Origin of the sequence: Nocardioides sp. SR21, from assembly GCF_022761125.1 — a bacterium.
Lineage (GTDB): Bacteria > Actinomycetota > Actinomycetes > Propionibacteriales > Nocardioidaceae > Nocardioides.
In genome coordinates this window covers 125,033-148,408 of the sequence record NZ_JAKWJR010000009.1, presented here as the reverse complement: position 1 = coordinate 148,408, position 23,376 = coordinate 125,033, and the positions used below count along the sequence as shown (strand labels likewise).

Here is a 23,376-nt window from a genome sequence, read left to right as displayed (position 1 = left end):
GCCCCTCACGACCGATTCCGAGTCAACGTCGCGTCGATCTCGCGGGCGACATCCTCCGGGGTGCGGCCGTCGGTGTCCACGACCAGCGTCGCGACGGCCTCGTAGATCGGGGTGCGCTCGTCGAGCAGCGTCTTGATCTGGCCGCGCACGTTGCCGAGCAGCAGCGGGCGCGCGGTGCCGAGGCCGACCCGCTTCACGGCGTCGGAGAGCCCGACGCGCAGGAACACGACCTCGTGACCGGCCAGCAGCTCGCGGGTCTCGGGGGCGAGCACCGCTCCCCCGCCCAGCGCCAGCACGCCGTCGTGGCCGGCGAGCGCCGTGGCGACCGCCGCGCGCTCGAGGCGCCGGAACTCGGACTCGCCGGAGTCGACGAAGATGTCGGAGATCGTGCGGCCCTCGGACGCCTCGACGTCCTGGTCGGTGTCACGGACCTCGACGCCCCAGGTCTCGGCCAGGATGCCCGCGACCGTGGTCTTGCCGGCTCCCATCGGGCCGACGAGCACCACTCTTGGTCCACGGTGATCGAGGCCGTCGAGGCTCACTTGAACCTCAGGGTGTCCAGGTAGGTCTCGGCGTTGCGGCGCGTCTCGGCCACGGAGTCGCCGCCGAACTTCTCGAGGACGGCGTCGGCGAGCACGAGCGCCACCATCGCCTCGGCGACGATACCGGCGGCGGGTACGGCGCACACGTCGGAGCGCTGGTGGTGCGCGACCGCCTCCTCGCCGGTGGCGACGTCGACGGTGCGCAGCGCGCGCGGGACGGTCGCGATCGGCTTCATCGCGGCGCGGACCCGCAGGATCTCGCCGGTGGTCATGCCGCCCTCGGTGCCGCCGGAGCGGCCGCTGACGCGCCGGATGCCGTCGGCGGTGGGGACGATCTCGTCGTGCGCCAGGGAGCCGGGGGTCGCGGCGAGCTCGAAGCCGTCGCCGACCTCGACGCCCTTGATCGCCTGGATGCCCATCAGGGCGCCGGCCAGCCGCGAGTCGAGGCGGCGGTCCCAGTGCACGTGGGAGCCGAGGCCCGGCGGGAGACCGTGCACGACGACCTCGACGACGCCGCCGAGCGTGTCGCCGTCCTTGTGGGCCTGGTCGATCGCGGCGACCATCTGCTTCGACGCGTCGCCGTCGAGGCAACGGACCTCGTCGGCGTCGAGGCGGCCGACGTCGCCGGGCTCGGGCCACAGGCCGGCCGGGGCACGGACGCCGCCGAGCTCGATCACGTGCGACACGATCCGGGCACCGACGGACTGCTCCAGGAAGTTCGAGGCCACGCGGCCGAGCGCGACCCGCGCCGCGGTCTCACGCGCGGAGGCGCGCTCGAGGATCGGGCGGGCCTCCTCGAAGTCGTACTTCTGCATGCCGGCGAGGTCGGCGTGGCCGGGCCGGGGCCGGGTCAGCGGCGCGTTGCGTGCCAGCGCGTCCAGCTCCTCCTGGGGAACCGGGTCCGCGGACATCACCCGCTCCCACTTCGGCCACTCGGTGTTGCCGACCTGGATGGCGACCGGGCCACCCTGGGTCTCGCCGTGGCGGACGCCGCCGACGAGGGTCACCTCGTCCTGCTCGAACTTCATCCGCGCGCCGCGGCCGTAGCCGAGGCGGCGCCGGGCGAGTGAGTCGGCGATGTCGTCCGACGTCACCTGGACGTGGGCCGGCAGCCCCTCGAGGATCGCGACCAGGGAGGGGCCGTGGGACTCGCCCGCGGTGAGCCAACGCAGCATGGCCCAAGTGTTTCACGGCCGTTCGCCCGTCCGCCGACGGTCACCCGGAGACGAGATAGGACCAGGTCTCGGCGCCGACGGCGATCCCCGCGAGCGCGCCGACCAGCAGGAACGGCCCGAACGGGTACGACGCCTTGAGCGCCTGGCGGTCCCGGCGCACCAGCGCGAGCAGGAAGCCGGACACCGCGAACACCAGGAACGCTCCGTAGATCCCGATCATCAGCTCGCCCCAGCCCAGGTAGCCGAGCGCGAAGCCCAGGACGGCCGACAGCCGGACGTCGCCGTACCCCATGCCGGCGGGCTGGATCCACCAGAGCGCGTGGAACACCAGGAACACGGCGGCCGAGCCGATCCCGGCGCGCACGAGCGCATCCGGGTCGTCGTCGAGCAGCGCGCTCACGGTCGCCAGGGCGAGCACTCCCCCGAACGTCGGCCAGATGATCGCGGTCGGGAGCAGGTGGGTGCGCGCGTCGATCAGCCCGAGCGCGACCCCGACGGGCACCAGCGGCAGCAGGTACAGCAACGGCCAGGCGGCTCCCACCGAGGCGCCGATGACCGCGCCGGCGGCCGCGGCGAGCGGGACGGCGTAGGGCTCGTGCGGGCGGACGGCGGCTGGGACACGGGCGACCAGGAGCGGCACGGCCAGGCCGCCCGCCGCGCAGGCGGTCCCGCTGAGCAGGACCGCCGCCAGCGTCACGCAGTGGCCCGGCGCGCCGCCAGGACCTCCTCGCCGGCCGCGCGCATGGCGTCCAGCGGACCGGGGACTCCGGTGAACAGCTCGAACTGCAGGACCGCCTGGTGCACGAGCAGGTCGAGCCCGCCGACCAGGACCCGGCCCGCGGCGGCGGCCGCGAGCGGCGTCGGCCACGGGTCGTAGACCACCTCGAACACCACGGGTACGTCGGCACAGCGCGCGACCAGGTCGTCGTCCTGGGCCTCGGCCGGGATCGTCGAGACCACGACCTCGCCGACCACGTCGGCGTCGGCGAGTGACAGCACCTCGACACGCGGCTGGCTGGGGTGCTGGGCGATCGCGTGCGCGGTCGCCTCCGCGCGCTCCGGCGTCCGGGCCAGCACGCGGACCGTCCCCGCACCGAGCTCGCACAGCGCCAGCCCGGTCGAGGCCGCGGTCGCGCCGCCGCCCAGCACCGTGCCGGCGGTCACCTGTCCGTCGTACCGCTCACGGATTGCGGCGACGGCACCGGGCAGGTCCGTGTTGTCGGCGAGCAACCCGGCGTCGGTGAAGACCAGCGTGTTGACCCCGCCGGCCAACCGCGCGCGGTCGGTGACGGTGCCGTGCGTGAACGACATCGCGTTCCGCTTGTGGGGCATCGTCAGCGACAGCCCGCGCCACTCGGGCCCGCAGCCGAGCACGAAGCCGGGGAGCTCCTCGGTCGTCACCCGGATGGCGTCGTACTGCCAGTCCAGACCGGCCGCGGCGTACCCCGCCCGGTGCAGCGTCGGCGACAGCGAGTGGGCGATCGGGTCGCCCAGGACGGCACACCTCATCGCGCGGCGATCAGCACCGGTCGGACTCGGTCGCGCAGTACTCGTCCAGCTCGGCCTTGAACTGGAGGAACTCGTCGTAGGACTCGGTGAACTTCGTCTCGCCGGTCTTGAGGTTGACCGTGACGTAGAACAGCCAGTCGCCGTCCGCCGGGTTCGCCGCCGCCTGGATGGCGGCGTCGCCGGGTGCCTCGATCGGGCCCGGCGGGAGACCCACCTGGGTGTAGGTGTTGTACGGCGAGTCGGCGACCGAGTCGATCTCCTCCTGCGTCAGGCGGGTGATCCCCGACCGTCCGAGCGCGTAGTTCACGGCGGCGTCGATCTGGAGCTTGCCGTTGGTGACGCCGTTGTCCGGGTTCTCGATCCGGTTGTAGATCACCCGGGCGATGTTCGGCATGTCGTCGCCGCGCCCCTCGGCCTCGACGAGGCTGGCGATCGTCATCAGCTCGTGCGGGGTGTAGCCCAGCTCGGCGGCGCGCGCCTCGAGGTCGGCGTCCTCGGCCGCCTGCTTCCAGCGGTCGACCATCGCGGTGAGCATCTGCTTCGGGTCGTCGTTCGGGCCGAAGTCGTACGTCGCCGGGAACAGGTACCCCTCCGGGTTGCCCTCGGCGTAGTCCGGCAGCCCGAGCTGGCCCGGGTTCGCCAGGACCTTCTCGAAGTCCTTGGCCTTGTACTCGGTGCCCTTGTCGAGCGCCTGGACGATCTGGTCGACCGAGAGGCCCTCCGGGATCGCGACGGTGTTCTTCACCTGGTTCGCGGGGTCGACGAGGATCGCGACGACGTCGTCGGCGGCCATCTCCTTCTGGAGCTGGTAGAAGCCGAACTGGATCTGGTTGGAGTCCGGGTTGGCGATCGCGGCGTTGGTGAACGCGTCCACCGACTCCACGACGCCCGCGGCCTTGAGGTTGCGGCCCATCTCGGCGACGGTGTCGCCCTGCTCGACCTCGAACATCACCTTGCCGTGGGCATCCGCGCCCGAGTAGTCGGGGGCCGACTCGAACTGGTCGCGCACGGTGTCGATGCCCCACGACACGACGAAGTAGAAGCCGCCGACGATGACGGCCAGCGCGACCAGCACGGCGATGCATCCCGGCACGCTGCGGCGCTTGCGACCGCGGCGGCGACCGCCCGGGTCGTAGGTCTCGTCGTCCGCGTCATCGACCTCGGCGCCGAGCAGGCCGTCGTCCTCCTGGGTGACGTCGTGCTGGTGCTGCTCGTCGGTCATCTACGTCTCCTCGACGATCTCGCCAGGCGCGGCACCCGTCGCGCGTTCCGTGTCCAGTGCTTGCTGCAGGATGAGGACGGCAGCCGCTTGATCCACCACGGCGCGCCGCTTGCCCCCCTTGCGGCCCTGGTCGCGCAGCATAGCCTCCGCGGAAACCGTGGTCATGCGCTCGTCAACGAGCCGCACCGGGACGGGTGACACCCGTCTCGCCAGCGCGGCGGCGAACTCGCGCACCTTCGCGGCTGCCGGTCCCTCACCACCGGAGAGCGACCGCGGCAGGCCCATCACGACCTCGACGGCCTCCTCCTCGGCGAGGATCTTCGCGATCCGGGCCAGGTCGCCCTTGCCGCGGCGTACGGTCTCGACCGGCGTCGCGAGGAACCCGGTCGGGTCGCTGCGCGCGACCCCGATCCGGGCGTCCCCGGGGTCGATGCCGAGGCGTACGCCGTGGCGCATCAGGCGGAGGCCACCCGCCCGACCTCGGCCGAGACCAACGCCACGGCCTCGTCGATGCGCGAGGAGTCGGTGCCGCCGCCCTGGGCGACGTCGGCCTTGCCGCCGCCCTTGCCGCCGACCAGCGGGCCGACCACGCGGACCAGGTCGTTGGCGCTCAGGCCGCGGGCCTGCGCCTCGTCGTTCAGCGCCGCCACGACCGAGACCTTGCCGTCCGCCGCACCGATCACCACGACGACACCGGGCTCGCCCTGGGGCAGCCGGCCGCGGACGTCGAGCGCGAGCGTGCGCACGTCGCCACCGGACGCGCCGTCGGCGCGGTGCGCCACGACGTTGACCGGACCGACCTTGGCCGCACCGGCGGCGAGCTCGCCGCCGGCGGCGAGCAGCTGGCCGACGCGGACCTTCTCGATCTCCTTCTCGGCGGCACGCAGCTTCTCGACGATGTCGTTGACGCGCTCGGGCAGCTGCTCGGGGCGCACCTTGAGCGCCTCGGACAGCTGGTTGACCAGCACGTGCTCGCGGGCGAGGAAGCGGTAGGCGTCGCTGCCGACCAGCGCCTCGACGCGTCGTACGCCGGAGCCGATCGACGACTCGTGGAGCAGCTTGATCACGCCCAGCTTGCCGGAGCTGCCGGCGTGGGTGCCGCCGCAGAGCTCGCGGGCCCAGTCGCCGACGGACACGACGCGCACGCGGTCGCCGTACTTCTCGCCGAACAGCGCCATCGCGCCCGACTTCACGGCCTCCGCCTGGCTCATGATCTCGGCCTCGACGGCGAGGTCGTCGAGCACGATCGCGTTGACGCGCGCCTCGACGTCGTCCATCACCGACGCGGGGACGGCGCCGGTCGCGGAGAAGTCGAAGCGGAAGCGGCCCGGCGCGTTCTCGGAGCCCGCCTGGGTCGCGGTCTCCCCCAGCGCCTCGCGGAACGCCTTGTGCACCATGTGCGTCGCGGTGTGGGCGCGCGAGATCGACCGGCGGCGCTCCAGGTCGACCGCAGCGTGCGCGCCGAGGCCGGTGGTGACCTCGCCGTCGAGGACCTTGACCTTGTGCACGACAAGGCCGGTGACGGGCGACTGCACGTCGTACACCTCGACGCGGGCGCCGTTCGCGAGCTCGATCACGCCCTGGTCGGCGAGCTGACCGCCGCCCTCGGCGTAGAACGGGGTGCGGTCGAGGACCAGCTCGACCTCGTCGCCCGGCCCGGCGGACTGGACGACGCCGCCCGCGGCGACGATGCCGCGCACCGTGCCCTCGTCGGTAGTCACGTCGTAGCCGGTGAACTCGACCGCGCGACCCATCGAGTCGGCGACCTCGCGGTACGCCGACGCGTCGCGGTGCTGGCCCTTCTTGGAGCGGGCGTCGTCCTTGGCGCGCTGGCGCTGCTCGTTCATGAGCCGGCGGAAGCCGTCCTCGTCGACCGAGAGCCCCTGCTCGGCGGCCATCTCGAGGGTGATGTCGATCGGGAAGCCGTAGGTGTCGTGCAGGGCGAACGCCTTGTCGCCCGGCAGCTGCGTGCCGCCGGACTCCTTGAGCTCGGTGGTCGCCAGGTCGAAGATCGACGTGCCCGCGCGGAGCGTCTGGCGGAACGCCTGCTCCTCGGCGTAGGCGACCGTGGAGATGCGCTCCCAGTCCTGGTGCAGCGCGGTGTAGGTCTCGCCCATCTTGTCGCGGCTGATCGGCATCAACTCCGGCAGCGCCGGGTCCTCGTAGCCGAGCAGGCGCATCGAGCGCACCGCGCGGCGCAGCAGCCGGCGCAGCACGTAGCCGCGCGCCTCGTTGCCGGGCGTGACGCCGTCGGAGATCAGCATCATCGAGCTGCGGACGTGGTCGGCGACCACGCGGAAGCGCACGTCGTCGTCGTGGTTCGCGCCGTACCGCTTGCCGGAGAGCTGCTCGGCCATCTGGATGACCGGGAACATCACGTCGATCTCGTACATGTTCTCGACGCCCTGGGTCAGGAACGCGACCCGCTCCAGGCCCATGCCGGTGTCGATGTTCTTCTTGGGCAGCGAGCCCGCGATGTCGAAGTCCTCCTTGGACCGAACCGCGCTGAGCTCGTCCTGCATGAAGACGAGGTTCCAGAACTCGAGGTAGCGGTCCTCGGCGGAGAAGTCGCCGTCGGCGCCGTACGCCGGGCCTCGGTCGATCAGGATCTCGGAGCACGGGCCGCCCGGGCCGGGCACGCCCATCGACCAGTAGTTCTCCTTCTTGCCCAGCCGCGCGATCCGGTCGTCCGGCAGGCCGGTGATCCGCTTCCAGAGCTCGACGGCCTCGTGGTCGTCGACGTACACGCTCGGGTAGAGCTTGGCCTCGTCGAAGCCCCAGCCACCGTCGGCCTGCGACTTGGTGACCAGGTCCCACGCGAGCTCGATCGCGTGCTCCTTGAAGTAGTCACCGAAGGAGAAGTTGCCGCACATCTCGAAGAACGTGCCGTGCCGGCTGGTCTTGCCGACGTCCTCGATGTCGGGCGTGCGCACGCACTTCTGGACGCTGGCCGCGCGGGTGTACGGCGGGGTCTCCTGGCCGAGGAAGTACGGCTTGAACGGCACCATGCCGGCGTTGACGAACAGCAGGTTCGGGTCGTCGAGCAGCAGTGATGCGGACGGCACGGGGGTGTGACCGTCGCGCTCGAAGTGAGCGACGAACCTCCGTCGAATCTCCGCGGTGTCCATCAGTTGCTGCCTTCCTGCTTCTCGGTGGTGGGGATCGCCTTGTGGCGGCCCCCGGTGAGCTCGGGAGTTCCATGAGGCACGAGACCGAGCTTCTCTCGCAACTCCGATTCCTTGGTGGCCTGCCCCTGGGCGACCTCGTCGCGGAACATCCGCGCGCCGACCTCCAGGGCGCCGAGCCGGTCCTTGAGACCGTCGATCGTCAGCACCTCGGCGGCACGCCGGCCCCGCACCATCGCATAGACGGCGGTGCCGGCTCCGGCGGCGAACCAGAGCCCGCGCCTCATGCTGCTCCGCGCCCGACGGGGCCCTCATCGGCGCGCTGCCGGGCCTGCCACTCGCGGCGCGCCTGCCGGGTGTCCACCCGGCGCTGCTTGCGGGCCCGCTTCACCTCGCGGCCCATCTCGTAGCGGATCCGGTGGCGGGTCTCCGGATCGAGCGCCCGACGCAGCCCGTGGGCGAGCGACGCCGCCTTCACGACCGTCTCCCGGAGCACGATGTCGGCGAACAGCGTGTTGTCGATCTTGGGTACCGGCTCCGGGTCCGCCGCGGGCTCGCCGAGGTTCGTGATCACGAACTCCGCCTCGGGCGTGGTACGCGGCTCGGGGCGGCTGAGCCGGGCCTCGAGCGCCTCCAGCTGCGCCTTGATCTCGGCGGTCTCGGCCCGCGCCGCGCCCAGCTCGCGGTCGGTGCGGGACCGGGCGCGCAGCAGCGCGACACCGAGCGCGAGCGCGACCAGCGCCAGCACCCCCGCGACCGCGGCTCCGATCCAGTCCTGCATGGTGACCGACCCTATCGCGGGACCTTCCGAGCCGACGCCTGGCGGCCTCCCGGCGCGGCCCAGCGGCGCGACCCGGCGCGCGGAATGGTCACCAACCGCAGATCCAGAGCGCTCCCACGCGCGGAATGTGACCATTCCGTGCGCAGGCCCCCCGACATCATGCGAGCTGCGCGCGCCGGCCGCCACGTTGTACGAACTCGCGGCGAGCGGTCACGACATCGGCACCCCCGAGGTCCAGCGGCGCGACCCGGCGCGCGGAATGGTCACCAACCGCAGATTCAGAGCGCTCCCACGCGCGGAATGTGACCATTCCGCGCGCGGACCCCGCGGGCGTCATCCGAGCTGGTCGCGCCAGCCGCCACCACCCGGGACAGGAAAAGCGCGCCGCCGAGGTCTGGCGGCAGCGGGACCTGGGCGGCAGTGGAGGTCTTCCGGCATCGGACGCCGGAGAAGCCTCACTGTGGCCCGACCCAGCTGGCTCCGACCGCAGGTCGGCGATCTTCCGGCACCAGATCGTCCGGAGCCGGCACGGTCAAGGGCGGCGAAGCCGCCGAAGGGAGCCCTTGGGACTGTCGGCGGAGGACGAACGATGGCGGCGCCGGAAGGACGCCTACTCGCCGTGGATGATGCGGCGTACCCGCTCCCAGCGCTCCTTGATCGCGGCCTCGGCGCCGAGGGTGGTCGGCTGGTAGTACGCCGCGTCGCCGATGGCGTCGGGGGCGTACTGCTGCTCCGCGATGCCGAAGGGTTCGTCGTGGCTGTACTTGTACGTCGAGCCGTGGCCGATCTTCTTCGCGCCGGCGTAGTGCGCGTCGCGCAGGTGCGAGGGCACCTGGCCGATCTTGCCGGCGCGTACGTCGGCGAGCGCGGCGCCGATCGCGGTGGTGACGGCGTTCGACTTCGGGGCGACCGCGAGGGCGATCGTGGCGTGCGCGAGGGTCAGCTGGGCCTCGGGCATCCCGATCAGCTGGACCACCTGGGCGGCGGCGACCGCGGTCTGGATGGCCGTGGGGTCGGCGAGGCCGATGTCCTCCGAGGCCAGGATCATCAGCCGCCGGGTGATGAAGCGCGGGTCCTCCCCCGCCTCGATCATCCGGGCCAGGTAGTGCAGGGCGGCGTCGGCGTCGGAGCCGCGGATGGACTTGATGAACGCGCTCACCACGTCGTAGTGCTGGTCGCCCTGGCGGTCGTAGCGCACCGCCGCCCGGTCGACCGCCGTCTCGGCGGTCGCAAGGTCCACCGTGCCGAGCCCCTGGGCGGTGGCGGCTCCGGCGGCCGCCTCGAGGTAGGTCAGCGACCGGCGGGCGTCGCCGCCGGCGAGCCGGACCAGGTGCTCGAGCGCGTCCTCGTCGACCTCCACCTGACCGCCCAGGCCCCGCTCGTCGACGATCGCCTGGTCGAGCACCGCCCGCACGTCGTCGTCGGTCAGCGACTCCAGGCGCAGCAGCAGGCTGCGCGAGAGCAGCGGCGAGATCACGCTGAAGAACGGGTTCTCGGTGGTCGCCGCGATCAGCGTCACCCAGCGGTTCTCCACCCCGGGCAGCAGCGCGTCCTGCTGCGCCTTGCTGAACCGGTGCACCTCGTCGACGAACAGCACGGTCTCCCGGCCCCCGGCGACCAGCTCGGAGCGCGCCGCGTCGATCGCCGCGCGCACCTCCTTCACGCCCGCCGACACCGCGGAGACCTCGACGAAGCGCCGGTCGGTCTGCTGGCTCACGATCGCGGCGATCGTGGTCTTGCCGGTGCCCGGAGGACCCCACAGCAGCAGCGACATCGACTGGTCACCCTCGACCAGGCGGCGCAGCGGCGACCCGGGAGCGCGCAGCTGCTCCTGGCCGACCAGCTCCTCCAGGGTGCGCGGCCGCATGCGTACGGCGAGCGGCGCCGACGCGTGCGTGTTGGCGTTCAACGAGCCGCCCCCGGTCCGCGAGGCGGAACCGGGGGCGTCGAAGAGTCCTTCTTCGTCCACGCTCAGAGACTAGGCCTCACGCCGAAGCCATCGTCCTGCGCTCGAGGTCGAACCAGGTGTCGGCGAAGCCGGGCTCGTTGCCGACGTCCACGCTCGGGCTGGCGCCCGGGTCCGGCGTACCGGAGTCGTCGACGCCGAGCAGACCCGCGGTCACCGGCTTGTCCGGGTGCTTGCCGAGCTCGCCCGCGAAGTGGCAGGCGACCTTGTGCCGCTTGCCGATCTGCAGCAGCGGCGGCTCCACGCGAGCGCAGATCTCCTGCGCCAGCGGGCAGCGGGTGCGGAACCGGCAGCCCGACGGCGGGTTGATCGGGCTCGGCACGTCGCCCTCGAGGCGGATCCGCTCCCGGCGGCCGCCGATGGCGGCCTGCTTCACGTCCGGGACCGCGGAGAGCAGCGCCTGCGTGTAGGGGTGGTTCGGCCGGTTGTAGAGCGTCTCGCGGTCGGCGATCTCGACGATCTTGCCGAGGTACATGACCGCGACCTCCGGGCAGAAGTGCCGGACGACGGCGAGGTCGTGCGCCACGAAGAGGAACGCGATCCCGAACTCGTCCTGGAGGTCCTGGAGCAGGTTGATGACCTGCGCCTGGATCGACACGTCGAGCGCCGAGACCGGCTCGTCGGCCACCAGCAGCTTCGGCTGCAGCGTGAGCGCCCGGGCGATGCCGATGCGCTGGCGCTGACCGCCGGAGAACTCGTGCGGGTACCGGTTGTAGTGCTCGGGGTTGAGTCCCACGATCTCGAGCAGCTCCTGGACCCGCGGGAGGATCTGCTTCTTCGGCAGGATGTTGTGGATCTCCAGCGGCGCTCCGATGATCGAGCCGACGCTGTGTCGCGGGTTCAGCGAGGTGTACGGGTCCTGGAAGATCATCTGGATCTCGCGGCGCAGCGGCTTGAGCCCGCGCGCCGAGGTCTTCGAGATGTCCTGGCCGTCGAAGTTGATCGTGCCGGCGGTGGGCTCGTAGAGCCGGGTGATCAGGCGCCCGGTCGTCGACTTGCCGCAGCCGGACTCACCCACGAGACCGAGCGAGCCGCCGGCCGGGACCTGGAACGACACGCCGTCGACGGCCTGCACGTGGCCGATGGTGCGCCGGATGATGCCCGAGGACTTCACCGGGAAGTACATCTTGAGGTCCTTGACCTCGAGGATCGCCTTCGCGTTGGGGTCGCCCATCGTCGCCGCGTGCCGGCTGACCGGGGCGATGTACGACGCAGCGTCGTCCGGCGCGTTCTCCGCGCCGCTCAGCACGTCCTCGTTGGGCATGGCCATGCCCGCGGGAACCTGCTCGTGGCTGGTCTTCGGGTCGTGGCTGCTCATCGTTCCTCCACCAGATCCGGCGCGATCTCCGGCAGGATCTCTCGTTCGTACACAACGTCGGGGTTCGTCAGGTGGCAGCGCTTGAGGTGGCCCTCGGTGCGCGTCCCCGGCAGCAGCTCCGGAAGCACCGTCGTGCACAGGTCCCCGGGGACCTTGTCCCGGTGCGTGCACCGGGGGTGGAACGCACAACCCGACGGCGGGTTGAGCAGGCTGGGCGGGTTGCCCGGGATCGGGATCAGCTGGGCGGAGGTGTCACCGCTGACGTCCGGGATGCTGGAGATCAGGCCCCAGGTGTACGGCATCTCCGGGTGGGTGAGGATCTCCTTGCAGGAGCCGTACTCCACCGCGCGGCCGGCGTACATCACCAGCACGTCGTCGGTCATCTCGGCCACGACTCCCAGGTCGTGGGTGATGATGATGACCGCGGCGTCGAAGTCGCGCTGCAGGTCCTGGAGCAGGTCGAGGATCTGCGCCTGGACGGTCACGTCGAGGGCGGTCGTCGGCTCGTCGGCGATGAGCAGGCTGGGGTTGTTGATCAGCCCCATCGCGATCATCGCGCGCTGGCGCATGCCGCCCGAGAACTGGTGCGGGTAGTCGTCGACGCGCCGGTCGGGCTGCGGGATGCCGACCCGGTCGAGCATCTCGATCGCCCGGGCGCGGGCGACCTTCTTGCTCACGTCGTGGTGGACCCGGTAGGCCTCGCCGATCTGGTTGCCGACCGTGTAGTACGGGTGCATCGCGGACAGCGGGTCCTGGAAGATCATCGCGACGTCCTTGCCGCGGCGGCGACGCATGTCCTCGTCGCTGAGCTTCAGCAGGTCGACGCCGTCGAGCATGATCTCGCCGCTGACCTGGGCGCTGGTGCGCCGGTGCAGGCCGAGGATCGCCGAGCTCGAGACGGACTTGCCGGAGCCGGACTCGCCCACGATGCCGAGGGTCTTGCCGCGCTCCAGGTCGAACGAGAGCCCGTCGGTCGCCTTGACGATGCCGTCGACGGTCGGGAAGTGGACCTTCAGGTCACGGACCGAAAGAAAGCTGGACACAGGTCTCCCCCTCAGCCGACGCGGACGCGCGGGTCAATGACGGCGTACAGCACGTCGACGATGATGTTGGCCACGATCACGAACGTACCCAGCAGGAGCACGAGACCGATGATCGTCGGCAGGTCGTACGTGACTGTCGCGTCGACCGCGAGCTTGCCGAGGCCGTTGTAGTTGAAGACCGTCTCGGTGATGATCGCGCCACCCATGAGGCCGGCGAAGTCGAGACCGATCATCGTGACCAACGGGGTGAGCGCGGCGCGCATGCTGTGCTTGGTCAGCACCTTGCGCGACTTGAGGCCCTTGGCCCGGGCGGTGCGGACGTAGTCCTCCGACATCGACTCGAGCACGAAGGCCCGGGTCATGCGGACGTAGCCGGCCATGTAGAGCAGCGCCAGGGTCAGGCCGGGCAGGAACAACCCCTGCAGCCACAGACCCAGTCCACCCTCGGCGATCGGGGTGTACACGGGAACCGGCACGATCTCCCACTTGATCGCCACGAATTTCAGGAGGAACAGGCCGATGAAGAACGCGGGGAACGCGTAGAAGATCAGGGAGAGCGCGACGATGCCGCGGTCCACGATCGTCCCCTTGCGCACCGCGGCTATCACGCCGAAGAGGACGCCGCCGGTGACCCACATGAGGAGGGCGGCGAGGGCCAGCGACAGCGAGAGCGGGAAGCGCTCCTTGAGCTCTTCGTTGACGGTCACGCTGTTGACGACGGAGTAGCCCAGGCACGGGGCCGGGCACTCCACGACCAGCTGGGGTGCCGCTGCGCGCAGCGCGGGGTCGTCGGGGTACTCACGACCGACGACGACTCCCTTGAGGAAGTCCGTCCACTGCTCGATGACCGGCTTGTCGTAGCCGAGGGCCTTGTTCGTCTGCTCGATCTGCGCCGGCGAGCAGTTCTTGCCGCAGGCGTAGCGGCCCGGGTCGACCGGGGACGCGAAGAAGAGGACGAACGTCACCAGGCTCATCACGATCAGCAGGATCACGCCGATGAAGACGCGGCGGATGACGTACGCGAACATGGGTCGAAACCACCTTGGGAGTGACGGAGACGGCTCGGGGTGTGAGCCGGCACTGGGTCCAGCATGCACCCTGGACGGCGGTGAGGGTGAGGGCCCCTCGACGAGGCCCTCACCCCCGGAGCCGGGCGGCCGCTGTGAGCGGCCGCCCGGCCAGGTGTAGCTGTGTTGCCTGTGTTTCAGGTGAAGCTGTGCTCAGAAGAGCAGGTCAGCTCTCCACACCGATCGCACCGAGGTCCGGGTAACCGTTGGACGCCGGGGTGGTGGTGTAGTTGGTGACCTTCGAGCCGTACAGCATGTAGAACTTCGTGGTGGTCAGCGGGATGTACGCGACATCCTCACCGAGCAGCACGTCGGCCTGCTGCAGAGCGGCGGTCTGAGCGTCGAGGTCGGACGCGTTCTGCGCCTCGTCGACCAGGGCGTTGAACTCGTCGCTGTCGTAGGCGCCGTAGTCCTGACCGTCGGAGTTCTTGGTCAGGTTCGGGCGGCTGTCGAACAGCGGCGCGGTCACGGTGATGGCGGACGGCCAGTCGGCGCCCCAACCACCCCAGATGACGTCCGACTCCTTGGTCGGCTTCTGGATGACGTCGTAGTACGTGTCACCCAGGCCGTCGAGGGTCACCTCGAAACCAGACTGGTCCCAGGTGTCCTTCAGGGCGGCGGCAGCCTTGTCGTTGGTCTCGCTGCTCGGGTAGGTGTAGGTGATCTTCACCGGCATCGAGACACCGGCGTCCTCGAGGATCTGCTTGGCAGCCTCGGGGTCACCCGCGTTGGAGCCCGCGAACGCGGGGTTCTCCTGGTAGCCGACAACGGCCGGGTTCACGATCGACTCCGCAACGCCCGCGGCCTTGTCGCCACCGATGGCGGCGACGTAGGCGTCAGCGTTGGTGGAGACGGCGAGCGCCTGGCGGACAGCCGGGTTCGACATGGCCTCGGTCCGGAAGTGCGGGACCAGGTAGTACGTGTACGGCGAGTCGATGTTGACCGAGCGGTCAGCGACCGGGCCCTCGATCTGGTTGTAGTACGGCGGCGGAACCGACTGGCTCGTGACCGACGTCTGCGCGTCGCCGCTGTCCTGGATCATCTGGTCGTAGATCGTCTCGGTGGTCTGACCGATGTTGAACACGATGCTGTCCGGGAGGGCACGACGCAGGTCCGGCGAGTCGGTGGACTCGTCGTAGTTGTCGTTGCGGACGAACGTGCCGCCGCTGGCCTTGTCCCAGGCGCCGTCGAGCTTGTACGGGCCGTTGGAGAAGATCTGGAAGTTCGACTTGTCGCCGTTGTCCTTGTCCTCGCGGTACGGGTCCATCATGTGGAGACCCGCGATGGCGAGCGGGAAGTCCGGCCACGGCTTGTTGAAGTGGTACGTGATGGTGTTGCCGTCGCAGGTCACAGCCTTGTCGAACAGCTCCTGGCCCTCACCCGTGTAGGGACCCTTGTACGCCGGCAGGCCGGAGTCGTCGGTGGGGATGTCGAGGTAGCTCAGGATGTAGTTCGGACCACCGGTGATGACGTCGGTCGCGAAGGCACGCGAGGCGCCGTACTTGAAGTCCTCACAGGTGACGGGCTCGCCGTCCTCCCACTTGACGCCGTCCTTGACGGTGAAGGACCACGTCTTGCCGCCGTCCTCGTTCGTGCCGGTGTCGGTCGCGAGGTCCGGAACCGGGGTGTTGGCGACCTCCGGGTCGTCCGAGATCGGGAACGCCACCAGGGTCCGGTACACGGTCCGGCTCAGGTTGGTGATGTCACGACCCACGTACACACGCTGCGGGTCGAGGTGCTCGATCGGGGCGAAGATGAGGTAGTTGAGCGTGCCGCCCTTCTCGTCGGAGGTCGGCGCACCGGATGTGCCGTCGCCGTCCGAGGAGTCGCTGCTACCGCCACAGGCGGCAAGGGATGCCGCAAGCGCGACCGCGGCCGAGACCGCGAACACCCGCTTTCGATACTTGAACATTACTTCTCCTTGAGTGTGTGACGCGCCAGGAGCGGCGGCACATTCGGCGACTTTCTGTCGCCGAAGATCGGGGTCAACGCGCGGCCTTCGGGTCGAGCGCGTCGCGGATGCCATCGCCGAGCAGGTTGAAGCTGACGACGATGACCATGATCAGGAACGCCGGCGCGAAGAAGAACAGGAAGTCCGCGCTGGAGTAGAGGATCGAGCTGCGCAAGACGTTGCCCAGCGTCGGCGTCGGCGGCTTGATGCCGACGTTGAGGTAGCTCAGGGCCGCCTCGGCCGAGACGTAGATCGGCATGGTCAGCGTGAACGTGACCAGCAGCGGGGCCCAGAGGTTCGGCAGGATCTCCTTGAAGTAGATCCGCCGCTTGGGAGCACCGATCAGCAGGGCCGCGTCGACGAACTCGCGCTCGCGCACCGAGAGGACCTGGCCGCGCATGAGCCGGGCGATGCCGGGCCAGCCGAACAGTCCGAGGACCACGATCACGTAGAACGCGTTCGCGACGTCACCGGCCGGGATGTGCAGGTCGTCGGTGATGAACTCGATCGCGAGGCTGGAGAGCGCCAGCAGCATCAGGGTCTGCGGGAACGACAGCGTCAGGTCGATGCCCCGGCCGATCAGCGAGTCGAGCCAACCGCCGGAGAAGCCGGCGACGATGCCGAGCACCGTGCCGAGCACGATCGCGATCGCGGTCGCGGAGAGCGCGATGATCAGCGAGAAGGTGATGCCGTACCAGATCCGCGACAGCAGGTCGCGACCCGTGCCGGGCTCGACGCCGAGCGGGTGGTCCCAGCTGATGCCGCCGAACCTGCCGATGGGCAGACCACCGGTGTTCGGGTCGATCAGGTCGTTGTTGAAGCTGAACGGGTCGAGCACGCCGAACTTCACCAGAAAGGGAGCCGCGATCGCCGCGAGCATGTAGCTGCAGACGACGGCGAACGAGATCATCGAGAGCCGGTCCTTGCGGAACCGTCCGATCGCCAGGCGAGTCGGGGACTGGCCGGCGACCTTGCTGAGGTCTCCCTCCGGCGCACCGGTGGGGTCGGGCAGGTGTTCACTCTCCAGGTTGGAAGCCTGAACCGTCATGGCACCTCTGTCTTCTCGGATCTGTTGCTCGTCGTCGGGGGCGGATCGCCCGGATTGCGGGCGGCGCGGGGGCCGGCGACCGCAGTGACTCTATGTGACGCCAGCGCAACATCGGGTCTTGGACGTGTAACGATCTGGTCTCGACGCGTTCACCGACGCGTCCGCCGGATCAGCTCTCCGGCGGGAGGCTCTGCGTCGGCTTCGCGTCCACACCGGCCTCCTTGCGCTGCTCGGCCGTGATCGCCGCAGGTGCTGCGGTGAGCGGGTCGTAACCGCCGCCCGACTTCGGGAACGCGATCACGTCACGGATCGACTCGGTGCGGGCCAGCAGGGAGACGATCCGGTCCCAGCCGAACGCGATCCCGCCGTGCGGCGGCGCGCCGTACTTGAACGCCTCGAGGAGGAAGCCGAACTTCTCGTCGGCCTCCTCCTCGGAGATGCCCATGGTCGCGAACACGCGCTTCTGGATGTCCCCGCGGTGGATACGGATCGACCCGCCGCCGATCTCGTTGCCGTTGCAGACGATGTCGTAGGCCCACGCCAGGGCGTTGCCCGGGTCCTGGTCGAAGCTCTCGAGGTCCTGGGGCGAGGTGAACGCGTGGTGCACCGCGGTCCAGGCGCCGCTGCCGACCGCGACGTCACCGGCGGCCGTCGCGTCGTCGGCGGGCTCGAAGAGCGGGGCGTCGACCACCCAGAGGAAGCTCCACTCGTTCTCGTCGATCAGGCCGCAGCGGCGGCCGATCTCGAGGCGGGCGGCGCCGAGCAGCGCCCGGCTGGGCTTCACCAGGCCGGCGGCGAAGAAGACGCAGTCCCCCGGCTTCGCGCCGACGTGCGCGGCCAGGCCGGCCTTCTCCTCCTCGGAGATGTTCTTCGAGACCGGGCCGGTCAGCTCGCCGTCCTCCTGGACCAGGACGTACGCGAGGCCCTTGGCGCCGCGCTGCTTGGCCCACTCCTGCCAGGCGTCGAGCTGCTTGCGGGGCTGGCTCGCTCCCCCTGGCATCACGACCGCGCCGACGTACTGCGACTGGAAGACGCGGAACGGCGTGTCCTGGAAGTACTCGGTGCAGTCGACGAGCTCCTGACCCATCCGCAGGTCCGGCTTGTCGGAGCCGTAGCGGGCCATCGCGTCGGCGTAGGTCATCCGGGTCAGCGGGGTCGGCACGTCGTGGCCGATCAGCTTCCAGAGCGCGACCAGGATCTCCTCGGCGATCGCGATGACGTCGTCCTGCTCGACGAAGCTCATCTCGATGTCGAGCTGGGTGAACTCCGGCTGCCGGTCGGCGCGGAAGTCCTCGTCGCGGTAGCAGCGCGCGATCTGGAAGTAGCGCTCCATGCCGGCGACCATCAGCAGCTGCTTGAACAGCTGCGGGCTCTGCGGCAGGGCGTACCAGCTGCCGGGGCGCAGCCGCGCCGGCACCAGGAAGTCGCGCGCGCCCTCGGGCGTCGAACGGGTCAGCGTCGGCGTCTCGATCTCGACGAAGTCGTGCTGGTCGAGGACGTCGCGCGCGGCCTTGTTCACCTTGCTGCGCAGGCGGATCGCCTCGTTGGGGGCGGTACGGCGCAGGTCGAGGTAGCGGTGCTTGAGCCGGGCCTCCTCACCGACGTCGATGTGGTCGCTGATCGGGAACGGCAGCGGCGCGGCGGCGCTGAGCACCTCGACCTCGCTCGCGACGAGCTCGATCGCGCCGGTCGCGAGGTTGGGGTTCTCGTTGCCCTCCTTGCGCGCGGTCACCTCACCGGTGACCTTGAGGCAGTACTCGGCGCGCAGGTGGTGGGCGACGGCCTCGTCACGGATGACGACCTGGACGACGCCACTCGCCTCGCGGAGGTCGATGAAGGCGACGCCGCCGTGATCGCGACGGTTGGCCACCCACCCGGCGAGGGTCACGGTCTGGCCGACGTGCTCGGCGCGCAGGGCGCCCGCGTCATGGGTGCGGATCACGTTAAATCTCCTCGGTGGTCGAGCTTGTCGAGACCGTCAGTACCTGCGGTCGCAGGTCCTCGTTGGGTGGGGTCCAGGTCGCCGGGTCCGCGGCCACCTGCTCCCCCGATCGGATGTCCTTGACCTCATGGCCGCCGTCGGCGTTGGTGAACCAGACGAACGGGATGCCCCGGCGCTCCGCGTAGCGGATCTGCTTGCCGAACTTCTGGGCGCTGACCGCGACCTCACACGAGATGCCCCGGCTGCGCAGCGCGCTCGCGATCGCATCGCTCTCGGGACGGCTCTCCTCGTCGACCAGCGCGACCAGCACCGTGCTCGGCACCTTGCGGTCGGCGGCCAGCAGGCCGCGGCTCATCAGCGGCACCAGCGTGCGGGAGATGCCGAAGGAGATGCCGACGCCGGGGTACGTCGACCGCCCGTCGGACGCGAGGGCGTCGTACCGCCCGCCGCCGCCGACGGACTTCAGGAACTCGTAGCCGACCATGTAGATCTCGAAGACCGTGCCGGTGTAGTAGTCGAGCCCGCGGGCGAGGCTGAGGCTGGCCTCGACCTCGAACCGGTCGCTGCGGACCGCGCTACACCCGTCGATGACCGCGGCGAGCTCCTGGAGACCGGTGTCGAGCAGCTCGTGCTGGACGCCCAGCGCGCGCACCCGCTCGACGAACGTGGTGTCCGACGTCGTGATGGTCGCGAGCTGCAGGCACTGCGCGGCCTGCTGCTCGCTCAGGCCGGCGTCGCTGACGAGCAGCGCGGCGACCTGCTCCTCGGGCAGCTTGTCGAGCTTGTCGATGATCGTGATGACGGTCTGGGGGTCGGCGGCGCCGATGCCCCGGTAGAAGCCCTCGATCAGCTTGCGGTTGTTGACCCGCAGCCGCAGCGGCGGCAGCGGCAGTCCGGACAGGCCCTCGGCCATGACCCGCGCGACCTCGACGTCGAAGTGGAAGGGCAGCTCGTCCTTCATCACCACGTCGATGTCGGCCTGGGTGAACTCGCGATAGCGGCCCTCCTGGGGCCGCTCGCCGCGCCACGCCTTCTGGATCTGGTAGCGCCGGAAGGGGAACTCGAGCTTGCCGGCGTTCTCGACGACGTAGCGCGCGAACGGCACGGTGAGGTCGAAGTGCAGCCCGATCCCGGCGTGGCCCTCGGCGGACTCCTCCTGCAGACGGCGCAGGACGTAGACCTCCTTGGAGGTCTCCCCCTTGCGCAGCAGCTGGTCCATCGGCTCGACCGCGCGGGTCTCGATGCCGGCGAAGCCGTGCAGCTCGAAGGTGCGCCGCAGCGTGTCGATCACCTGCTGCTCGACGAACCGCTGCTCGGGCAGGAGCTCAGGGAACCCGCTCAGCGGGGTGGGCTTGGCCATGTCACAGATCCTGCAGGAAGGGGTTGGTGGCGCGCTCGCGGCCGATCGACGTCTGCTCGCCGTGCCCGGGCAGCACCACGATGTCGTCGGCCAGCGGCAGCACCTTGGAGGCGAGGCTGCGCAACATCGTCGGATGGTCGCCGCCGGGCAGGTCGGTGCGGCCGATCGAGCCCGCGAAGAGCAGGTCGCCGGAGAACATGACCTCGGAGATGTCCTCGCGGTCGTACGGCGAGCGGAACGTCACCGAGCCCGCGGTGTGGCCGGGCGTGTGGTCCACGACGAAGCGCAGGCCCGCGAGCTCCAGCTCCTGCAGGTCCTTGAGCTCCTGCACGTCGTCGGGCTCGGCGAACCGGTAGTCCCCGCCCAGGAGCATCTGGCTGGTCTCGCGCGACATCCCGGACATCGGGTCCGCGAGCAGGTGCCGGTCGTCGGGGTGGATCCACGCGGTGGCGTCGTACGTCCCGGCGACCGGGGCGACGGACCACATGTGGTCGATGTGGCCGTGGGTGACGAGCACGGCGACCGGCTTGAGCCGGTGCTCGCGGACGACCTCCGCGACGCCGTCCGCCGCGTCCTTGCCGGGGTCGATGACCACGCACTCGCTCCCGGGGCCGGTGGCGGCGACGTAGCAGTTCGTGCCCCACGGACCTGCGGGGAAACCGGCGATCAACACCCCGGCAGCCTATCGAGCGCAGCCGGGCAGCGCCGCACCGGTGCGACGCTGCCCGACCTCCCCAGCCCCCTGGGACTTCAGCCCGACGGCATCGTCCACCGTCGTCAGGTCTTCGGGGAGCGCTCGCGGCGACCGCTCACGTCGATCGTGCAGGCGGCAGGCGGACACGCGGTATGACCTGCAGGGGTGGTCGGAATGGCAGGTAAAGGCGTTCCGACCGGTGCAACGTCTCGGCGGGCGACCCGCCTCCGTGACTAGCATGGGCACCGCAACGACCTGAGCGAGCGGAGCGCATCCAGTGACAAGCCACGATTGGGGCCGCGTCGACGACGACGGCACCGTCTACGTACGAACCGGTGACGGCGAGCGATCCGTCGGGCAGTACCCCGAGGGCACACCCGAGGAAGCACTGCGCTTCTTCACCGAGCGGTACGACGCGCTCGCCTTCGAGGTCGACCTGCTGGAGCAGCGGATCAAGTCCGGCGTGATGTCGCCCGAGGAGGCCGGCGCATCGGTCCGCACGGTGCGCACCCAGGTGGCCGAGGCCAACGCCGTCGGCGACCTGGCGTCGCTGGTCGCCCGGCTGGACGCGCTGACGCCCGTCCTCGACGAGCAGCGCGAGGCCCGCAAGGCCGAGCGGGCGCAGCGCTCCGCGGAGTCGCGCGAAGGCAAGGAGAAGATCGTCGCCGAGGCGGAGAAGCTCGCCGAGGGCTCCGACTGGCGGCACGGCGCGAACCGGATGCGCGAGCTGCTCGACGAGTGGAAGGCGCTCCCTCGCATCGATCGCGCGTCCGACGACGCGCTGTGGCGCCGGTTCTCGACCGCGCGCACCTCGTACACCCGCCGCCGCAAGGCGCACTTCTCCGAGCAGCACGAGAAGCGCGACGCGGCCCGCGGCGTGAAGGAGCGGCTCGCGACCGAGGCCGAGGAGCTCGCCGGCTCGACCGACTGGGGTCCGACGGCGGCGCGCTACCGCGAGCTGATGCGGCAGTGGAAGGCCGCCGGCCCCGCGCCGCGCGAGGTCGACGACGCGCTCTGGAAGCGCTTCCGCGGCGCGCAGGACACGTTCTTCGGCGCCCGCGAGGCCGCGGCCGCCGAGCAGGACCAGGAGTTCGCCGCGAACGCCGAGGTCAAGGAGAAGCTCCTCGTCGAGGCCGAGGCGCTGCTCCCGGTGACCGACCTCGACGCCGCCAAGCGCGCGTTCCGCGACATCGCCGACCGCTGGGACGCGGCCGGCAAGGTGCCGCGCGACCGGATGAAGGACCTCGAGGGCCGCATCCGCAAGGTCGAGCAGGAGATCCGCGGCCTCGAGGACGAGCAGTGGCGCCGGTCCGACCCGGAGAAGTCGGCGCGCGCCGACGACATGGTCTCGAAGCTCGAGGCCGCGATCGCCCAGGTCGAGGCCGACCTGGAGAAGGCGCGCACAGCTGGGAACGAGAAGAAGGTCAAGGAGCTGGAGGAGAACCTCGCCTCGCGCCAGTCCTTCCTGGAGATGGCGAAGCGGGCCAGCGCGGACTTCTCTTCGTAGTCCGTGGCGAAGGTCGCGCTAGACGCGTCGGGACCGGCTGACCCGCTCCGTCGGCTCTCCCTACTGGACCAGCTGCTGGACCAGCCCCCGCACGTCCTTGCGCACCCGCTTCTCCGAGCAGTCGCAGAGCGGGAACTCGATCACGGGCAGCGTCTCCGCCTCCGACCAGTCCGCCGTGGATCCGGCCAGCTTGTAGACCTGCACCTGGACCCGAGCCGGGATCTGGCAGTCGGCGCCCTCCGAGATCGGGCCGTCGACACACGGGTCTGCACCCAGGGTGATCAGCTGGGGATCGAGCGTGAGTGGTGAGCCGGGCTGCACCGTGACCGAGAACGTCGCGTTGCACATGACGATCAGGTTGATGCAGGAGCGGCTGAGGACGTCCGTGTCGACGCGAACGACGCCTGGGCCCTCTTCCGAGCCCTCGACGAGCGTGATCGGAGTGCCCAGCGTCAGCAGCCCGAGTGAACCGAACAGCCCCTCGAGGTCCGGGCTCTCCACGTCGACGTCGGGGATGGTGCCACCCGCGCGCATCGTCACCACGTAGTTGCCCGGCTCGGTGACGGTGATCGGGGCGTCCCGACCGAGCAGCTCGGCGATCGGGAGCATGCCGTCCGCGAAGACCACGTCGCCGTCGAAGTAGTCCCAGGCGACCAGGCTTCCGCCGGTGGCGTCGTCACCCGGAAGGCCTCGTGGGCCCTGCGAGCCGGCCGGACCAGCGGGACCGGCGGGACCTGCGGGACCGGCCGGCCCGGTGGCTCCCGGCGGCCCTGCGGCGCCGGCCTGGGCCAGACCCTCGATGAGGTCCTTGGTGGCTTGGTCGAGCGACTTCTCCCAGGACACGGCGCCGGCCTGGATGTCCTTGTTGCGAATGGTGTCGTTCTTGATGTCGCGGGACTTGATCGTGTTGTCCTTGATGTCCTTCGACGTGATCAGCGCGCCTGCCACGGCACCGGAGGTCGCGACGACCACGAGGGTCAGCGCGATGGCTCCAGCGGCGAGGACGGCCTTCCCAGAGGGGCGAATCTTCCGCACCCGGGCACGCTAGGGCGGTTGCGACGAGTCCGCAGGAAACCCGCGATGAGGTCCAGACAGGCGTGCAGGGGCGACGAAGTAGCGCTACGAG

Annotated in this window: 20 protein-coding genes; 1 reads left to right on the top strand and 19 read right to left on the bottom strand. The window is 70.4% G+C overall.

Annotated elements, in window-relative coordinates:
* Positions 1 to 5 precede the first annotated feature (5 nt).
* The 18 genes from MJ604_RS17775 to MJ604_RS17690 all read right to left on the bottom strand — a co-directional run bounded on the left by MJ604_RS17775 (position 6) and on the right by MJ604_RS17690 (position 20,722).
* Positions 6 to 506 carry a shikimate kinase gene (locus MJ604_RS17775; protein WP_374458358.1) on the bottom strand — a complete coding sequence of 167 codons (501 nt, stop codon included), beginning with the start codon at positions 504 to 506 and terminating at the stop codon, positions 6 to 8.
* Positions 507 to 538: 32 nt separating this feature from the next.
* A complete protein-coding gene (gene aroC / locus MJ604_RS17770; RefSeq protein WP_243059899.1) occupies positions 539 to 1,717 on the bottom strand; it encodes a chorismate synthase in 1,179 nt (392 codons plus the stop codon).
* Between the two features lie 40 nt (positions 1,718 to 1,757).
* Positions 1,758 to 2,414, bottom strand: coding sequence for an A24 family peptidase (locus MJ604_RS17765; protein ID WP_243059897.1), 657 nt, complete (start codon positions 2,412 to 2,414; stop codon positions 1,758 to 1,760).
* Positions 2,411 to 3,226: a shikimate dehydrogenase gene (locus MJ604_RS17760; RefSeq protein ID WP_243059895.1), complete on the bottom strand. Its 816-nt coding sequence runs from the start codon at positions 3,224 to 3,226 to the stop codon at positions 2,411 to 2,413. Before MJ604_RS17760 ends, MJ604_RS17765 begins: the two co-directional genes overlap by 4 nt.
* Before the next feature lie 10 nt (positions 3,227 to 3,236).
* Positions 3,237 to 4,448 carry an endolytic transglycosylase MltG gene (gene mltG / locus MJ604_RS17755; protein WP_243059893.1) on the bottom strand — a complete coding sequence of 404 codons (1,212 nt, stop codon included), beginning with the start codon at positions 4,446 to 4,448 and terminating at the stop codon, positions 3,237 to 3,239.
* Entirely contained in the window at positions 4,449 to 4,904 is a 456-nt protein-coding gene (gene ruvX / locus MJ604_RS17750) for a Holliday junction resolvase RuvX (protein WP_243059891.1), read from the bottom strand.
* A complete protein-coding gene (gene alaS, locus MJ604_RS17745) occupies positions 4,904 to 7,576 on the bottom strand; it encodes an alanine--tRNA ligase (protein WP_243059890.1) in 2,673 nt (890 codons plus the stop codon). The genes ruvX and alaS overlap by 1 nt, the downstream gene beginning before the upstream one ends.
* Positions 7,576 to 7,860: a DUF6167 family protein gene (locus MJ604_RS17740; protein ID WP_243059889.1), complete on the bottom strand. Its 285-nt coding sequence runs from the start codon at positions 7,858 to 7,860 to the stop codon at positions 7,576 to 7,578. The genes alaS and MJ604_RS17740 overlap by 1 nt, the downstream gene beginning before the upstream one ends.
* The gene (locus tag MJ604_RS17735) at positions 7,857 to 8,354 is read right to left on the bottom strand and encodes a hypothetical protein (RefSeq protein WP_243059888.1); all 498 of its coding nucleotides are present in this window, start codon (positions 8,352 to 8,354) and stop codon (positions 7,857 to 7,859) included. The genes MJ604_RS17740 and MJ604_RS17735 overlap by 4 nt, the downstream gene beginning before the upstream one ends.
* 610 nt (positions 8,355 to 8,964) lie before the next feature.
* A complete protein-coding gene (locus MJ604_RS17730; protein ID WP_243059886.1) occupies positions 8,965 to 10,323 on the bottom strand; it encodes a replication-associated recombination protein A in 1,359 nt (452 codons plus the stop codon).
* A 16-nt stretch (positions 10,324 to 10,339) separates the two neighbouring features.
* Positions 10,340 to 11,494 carry an ABC transporter ATP-binding protein gene (locus tag MJ604_RS17725; protein WP_243059993.1) on the bottom strand — a complete coding sequence of 385 codons (1,155 nt, stop codon included), beginning with the start codon at positions 11,492 to 11,494 and terminating at the stop codon, positions 10,340 to 10,342.
* Positions 11,495 to 11,634: 140 nt separating this feature from the next.
* Positions 11,635 to 12,681, bottom strand: a complete 1,047-nt coding sequence (locus MJ604_RS17720) for an ABC transporter ATP-binding protein (RefSeq protein ID WP_243059884.1) — start codon at positions 12,679 to 12,681, stop codon at positions 11,635 to 11,637.
* An 11-nt stretch (positions 12,682 to 12,692) separates the two neighbouring features.
* The gene (locus tag MJ604_RS17715; protein WP_243059882.1) at positions 12,693 to 13,709 is read right to left on the bottom strand and encodes an ABC transporter permease; all 1,017 of its coding nucleotides are present in this window, start codon (positions 13,707 to 13,709) and stop codon (positions 12,693 to 12,695) included.
* Positions 13,710 to 13,914: 205 nt separating this feature from the next.
* Positions 13,915 to 15,660, bottom strand: coding sequence for an ABC transporter substrate-binding protein (locus MJ604_RS17710; protein ID WP_243059880.1), 1,746 nt, complete (start codon positions 15,658 to 15,660; stop codon positions 13,915 to 13,917).
* Between the two features lie 73 nt (positions 15,661 to 15,733).
* Entirely contained in the window at positions 15,734 to 16,747 is a 1,014-nt protein-coding gene (locus MJ604_RS17705) for an ABC transporter permease (protein ID WP_243059879.1), read from the bottom strand.
* A gap of 169 nt (positions 16,748 to 16,916) precedes the next feature.
* Positions 16,917 to 18,689, bottom strand: coding sequence for an aspartate--tRNA ligase (aspS, locus tag MJ604_RS17700; RefSeq protein WP_243059877.1), 1,773 nt, complete (start codon positions 18,687 to 18,689; stop codon positions 16,917 to 16,919).
* Between the two features lies 1 nt (position 18,690).
* Positions 18,691 to 20,049: a histidine--tRNA ligase gene (hisS, locus tag MJ604_RS17695; RefSeq protein ID WP_243059875.1), complete on the bottom strand. Its 1,359-nt coding sequence runs from the start codon at positions 20,047 to 20,049 to the stop codon at positions 18,691 to 18,693.
* A 1-nt stretch (position 20,050) separates the two neighbouring features.
* Positions 20,051 to 20,722 (bottom strand): MBL fold metallo-hydrolase, encoded by a 672-nt coding sequence (locus MJ604_RS17690; RefSeq protein ID WP_243059873.1) that lies wholly within the window; start codon positions 20,720 to 20,722, stop codon positions 20,051 to 20,053.
* A gap of 298 nt (positions 20,723 to 21,020) precedes the next feature.
* On the opposite strand from MJ604_RS17690, the gene MJ604_RS17685 reads away from it, so the two are divergent.
* On the top strand, positions 21,021 to 22,250 hold the full coding sequence (locus tag MJ604_RS17685) for a DUF349 domain-containing protein (RefSeq protein ID WP_243059871.1): 1,230 nt from the start codon (positions 21,021 to 21,023) through the stop codon (positions 22,248 to 22,250).
* 60 nt (positions 22,251 to 22,310) lie between these two features.
* Here MJ604_RS17685 and MJ604_RS17680 read toward each other — a convergent pair whose 3' ends face one another.
* The gene (locus MJ604_RS17680) at positions 22,311 to 23,285 is read right to left on the bottom strand and encodes a hypothetical protein (protein ID WP_243059869.1); all 975 of its coding nucleotides are present in this window, start codon (positions 23,283 to 23,285) and stop codon (positions 22,311 to 22,313) included.
* Positions 23,286 to 23,376 lie beyond the last annotated feature (91 nt).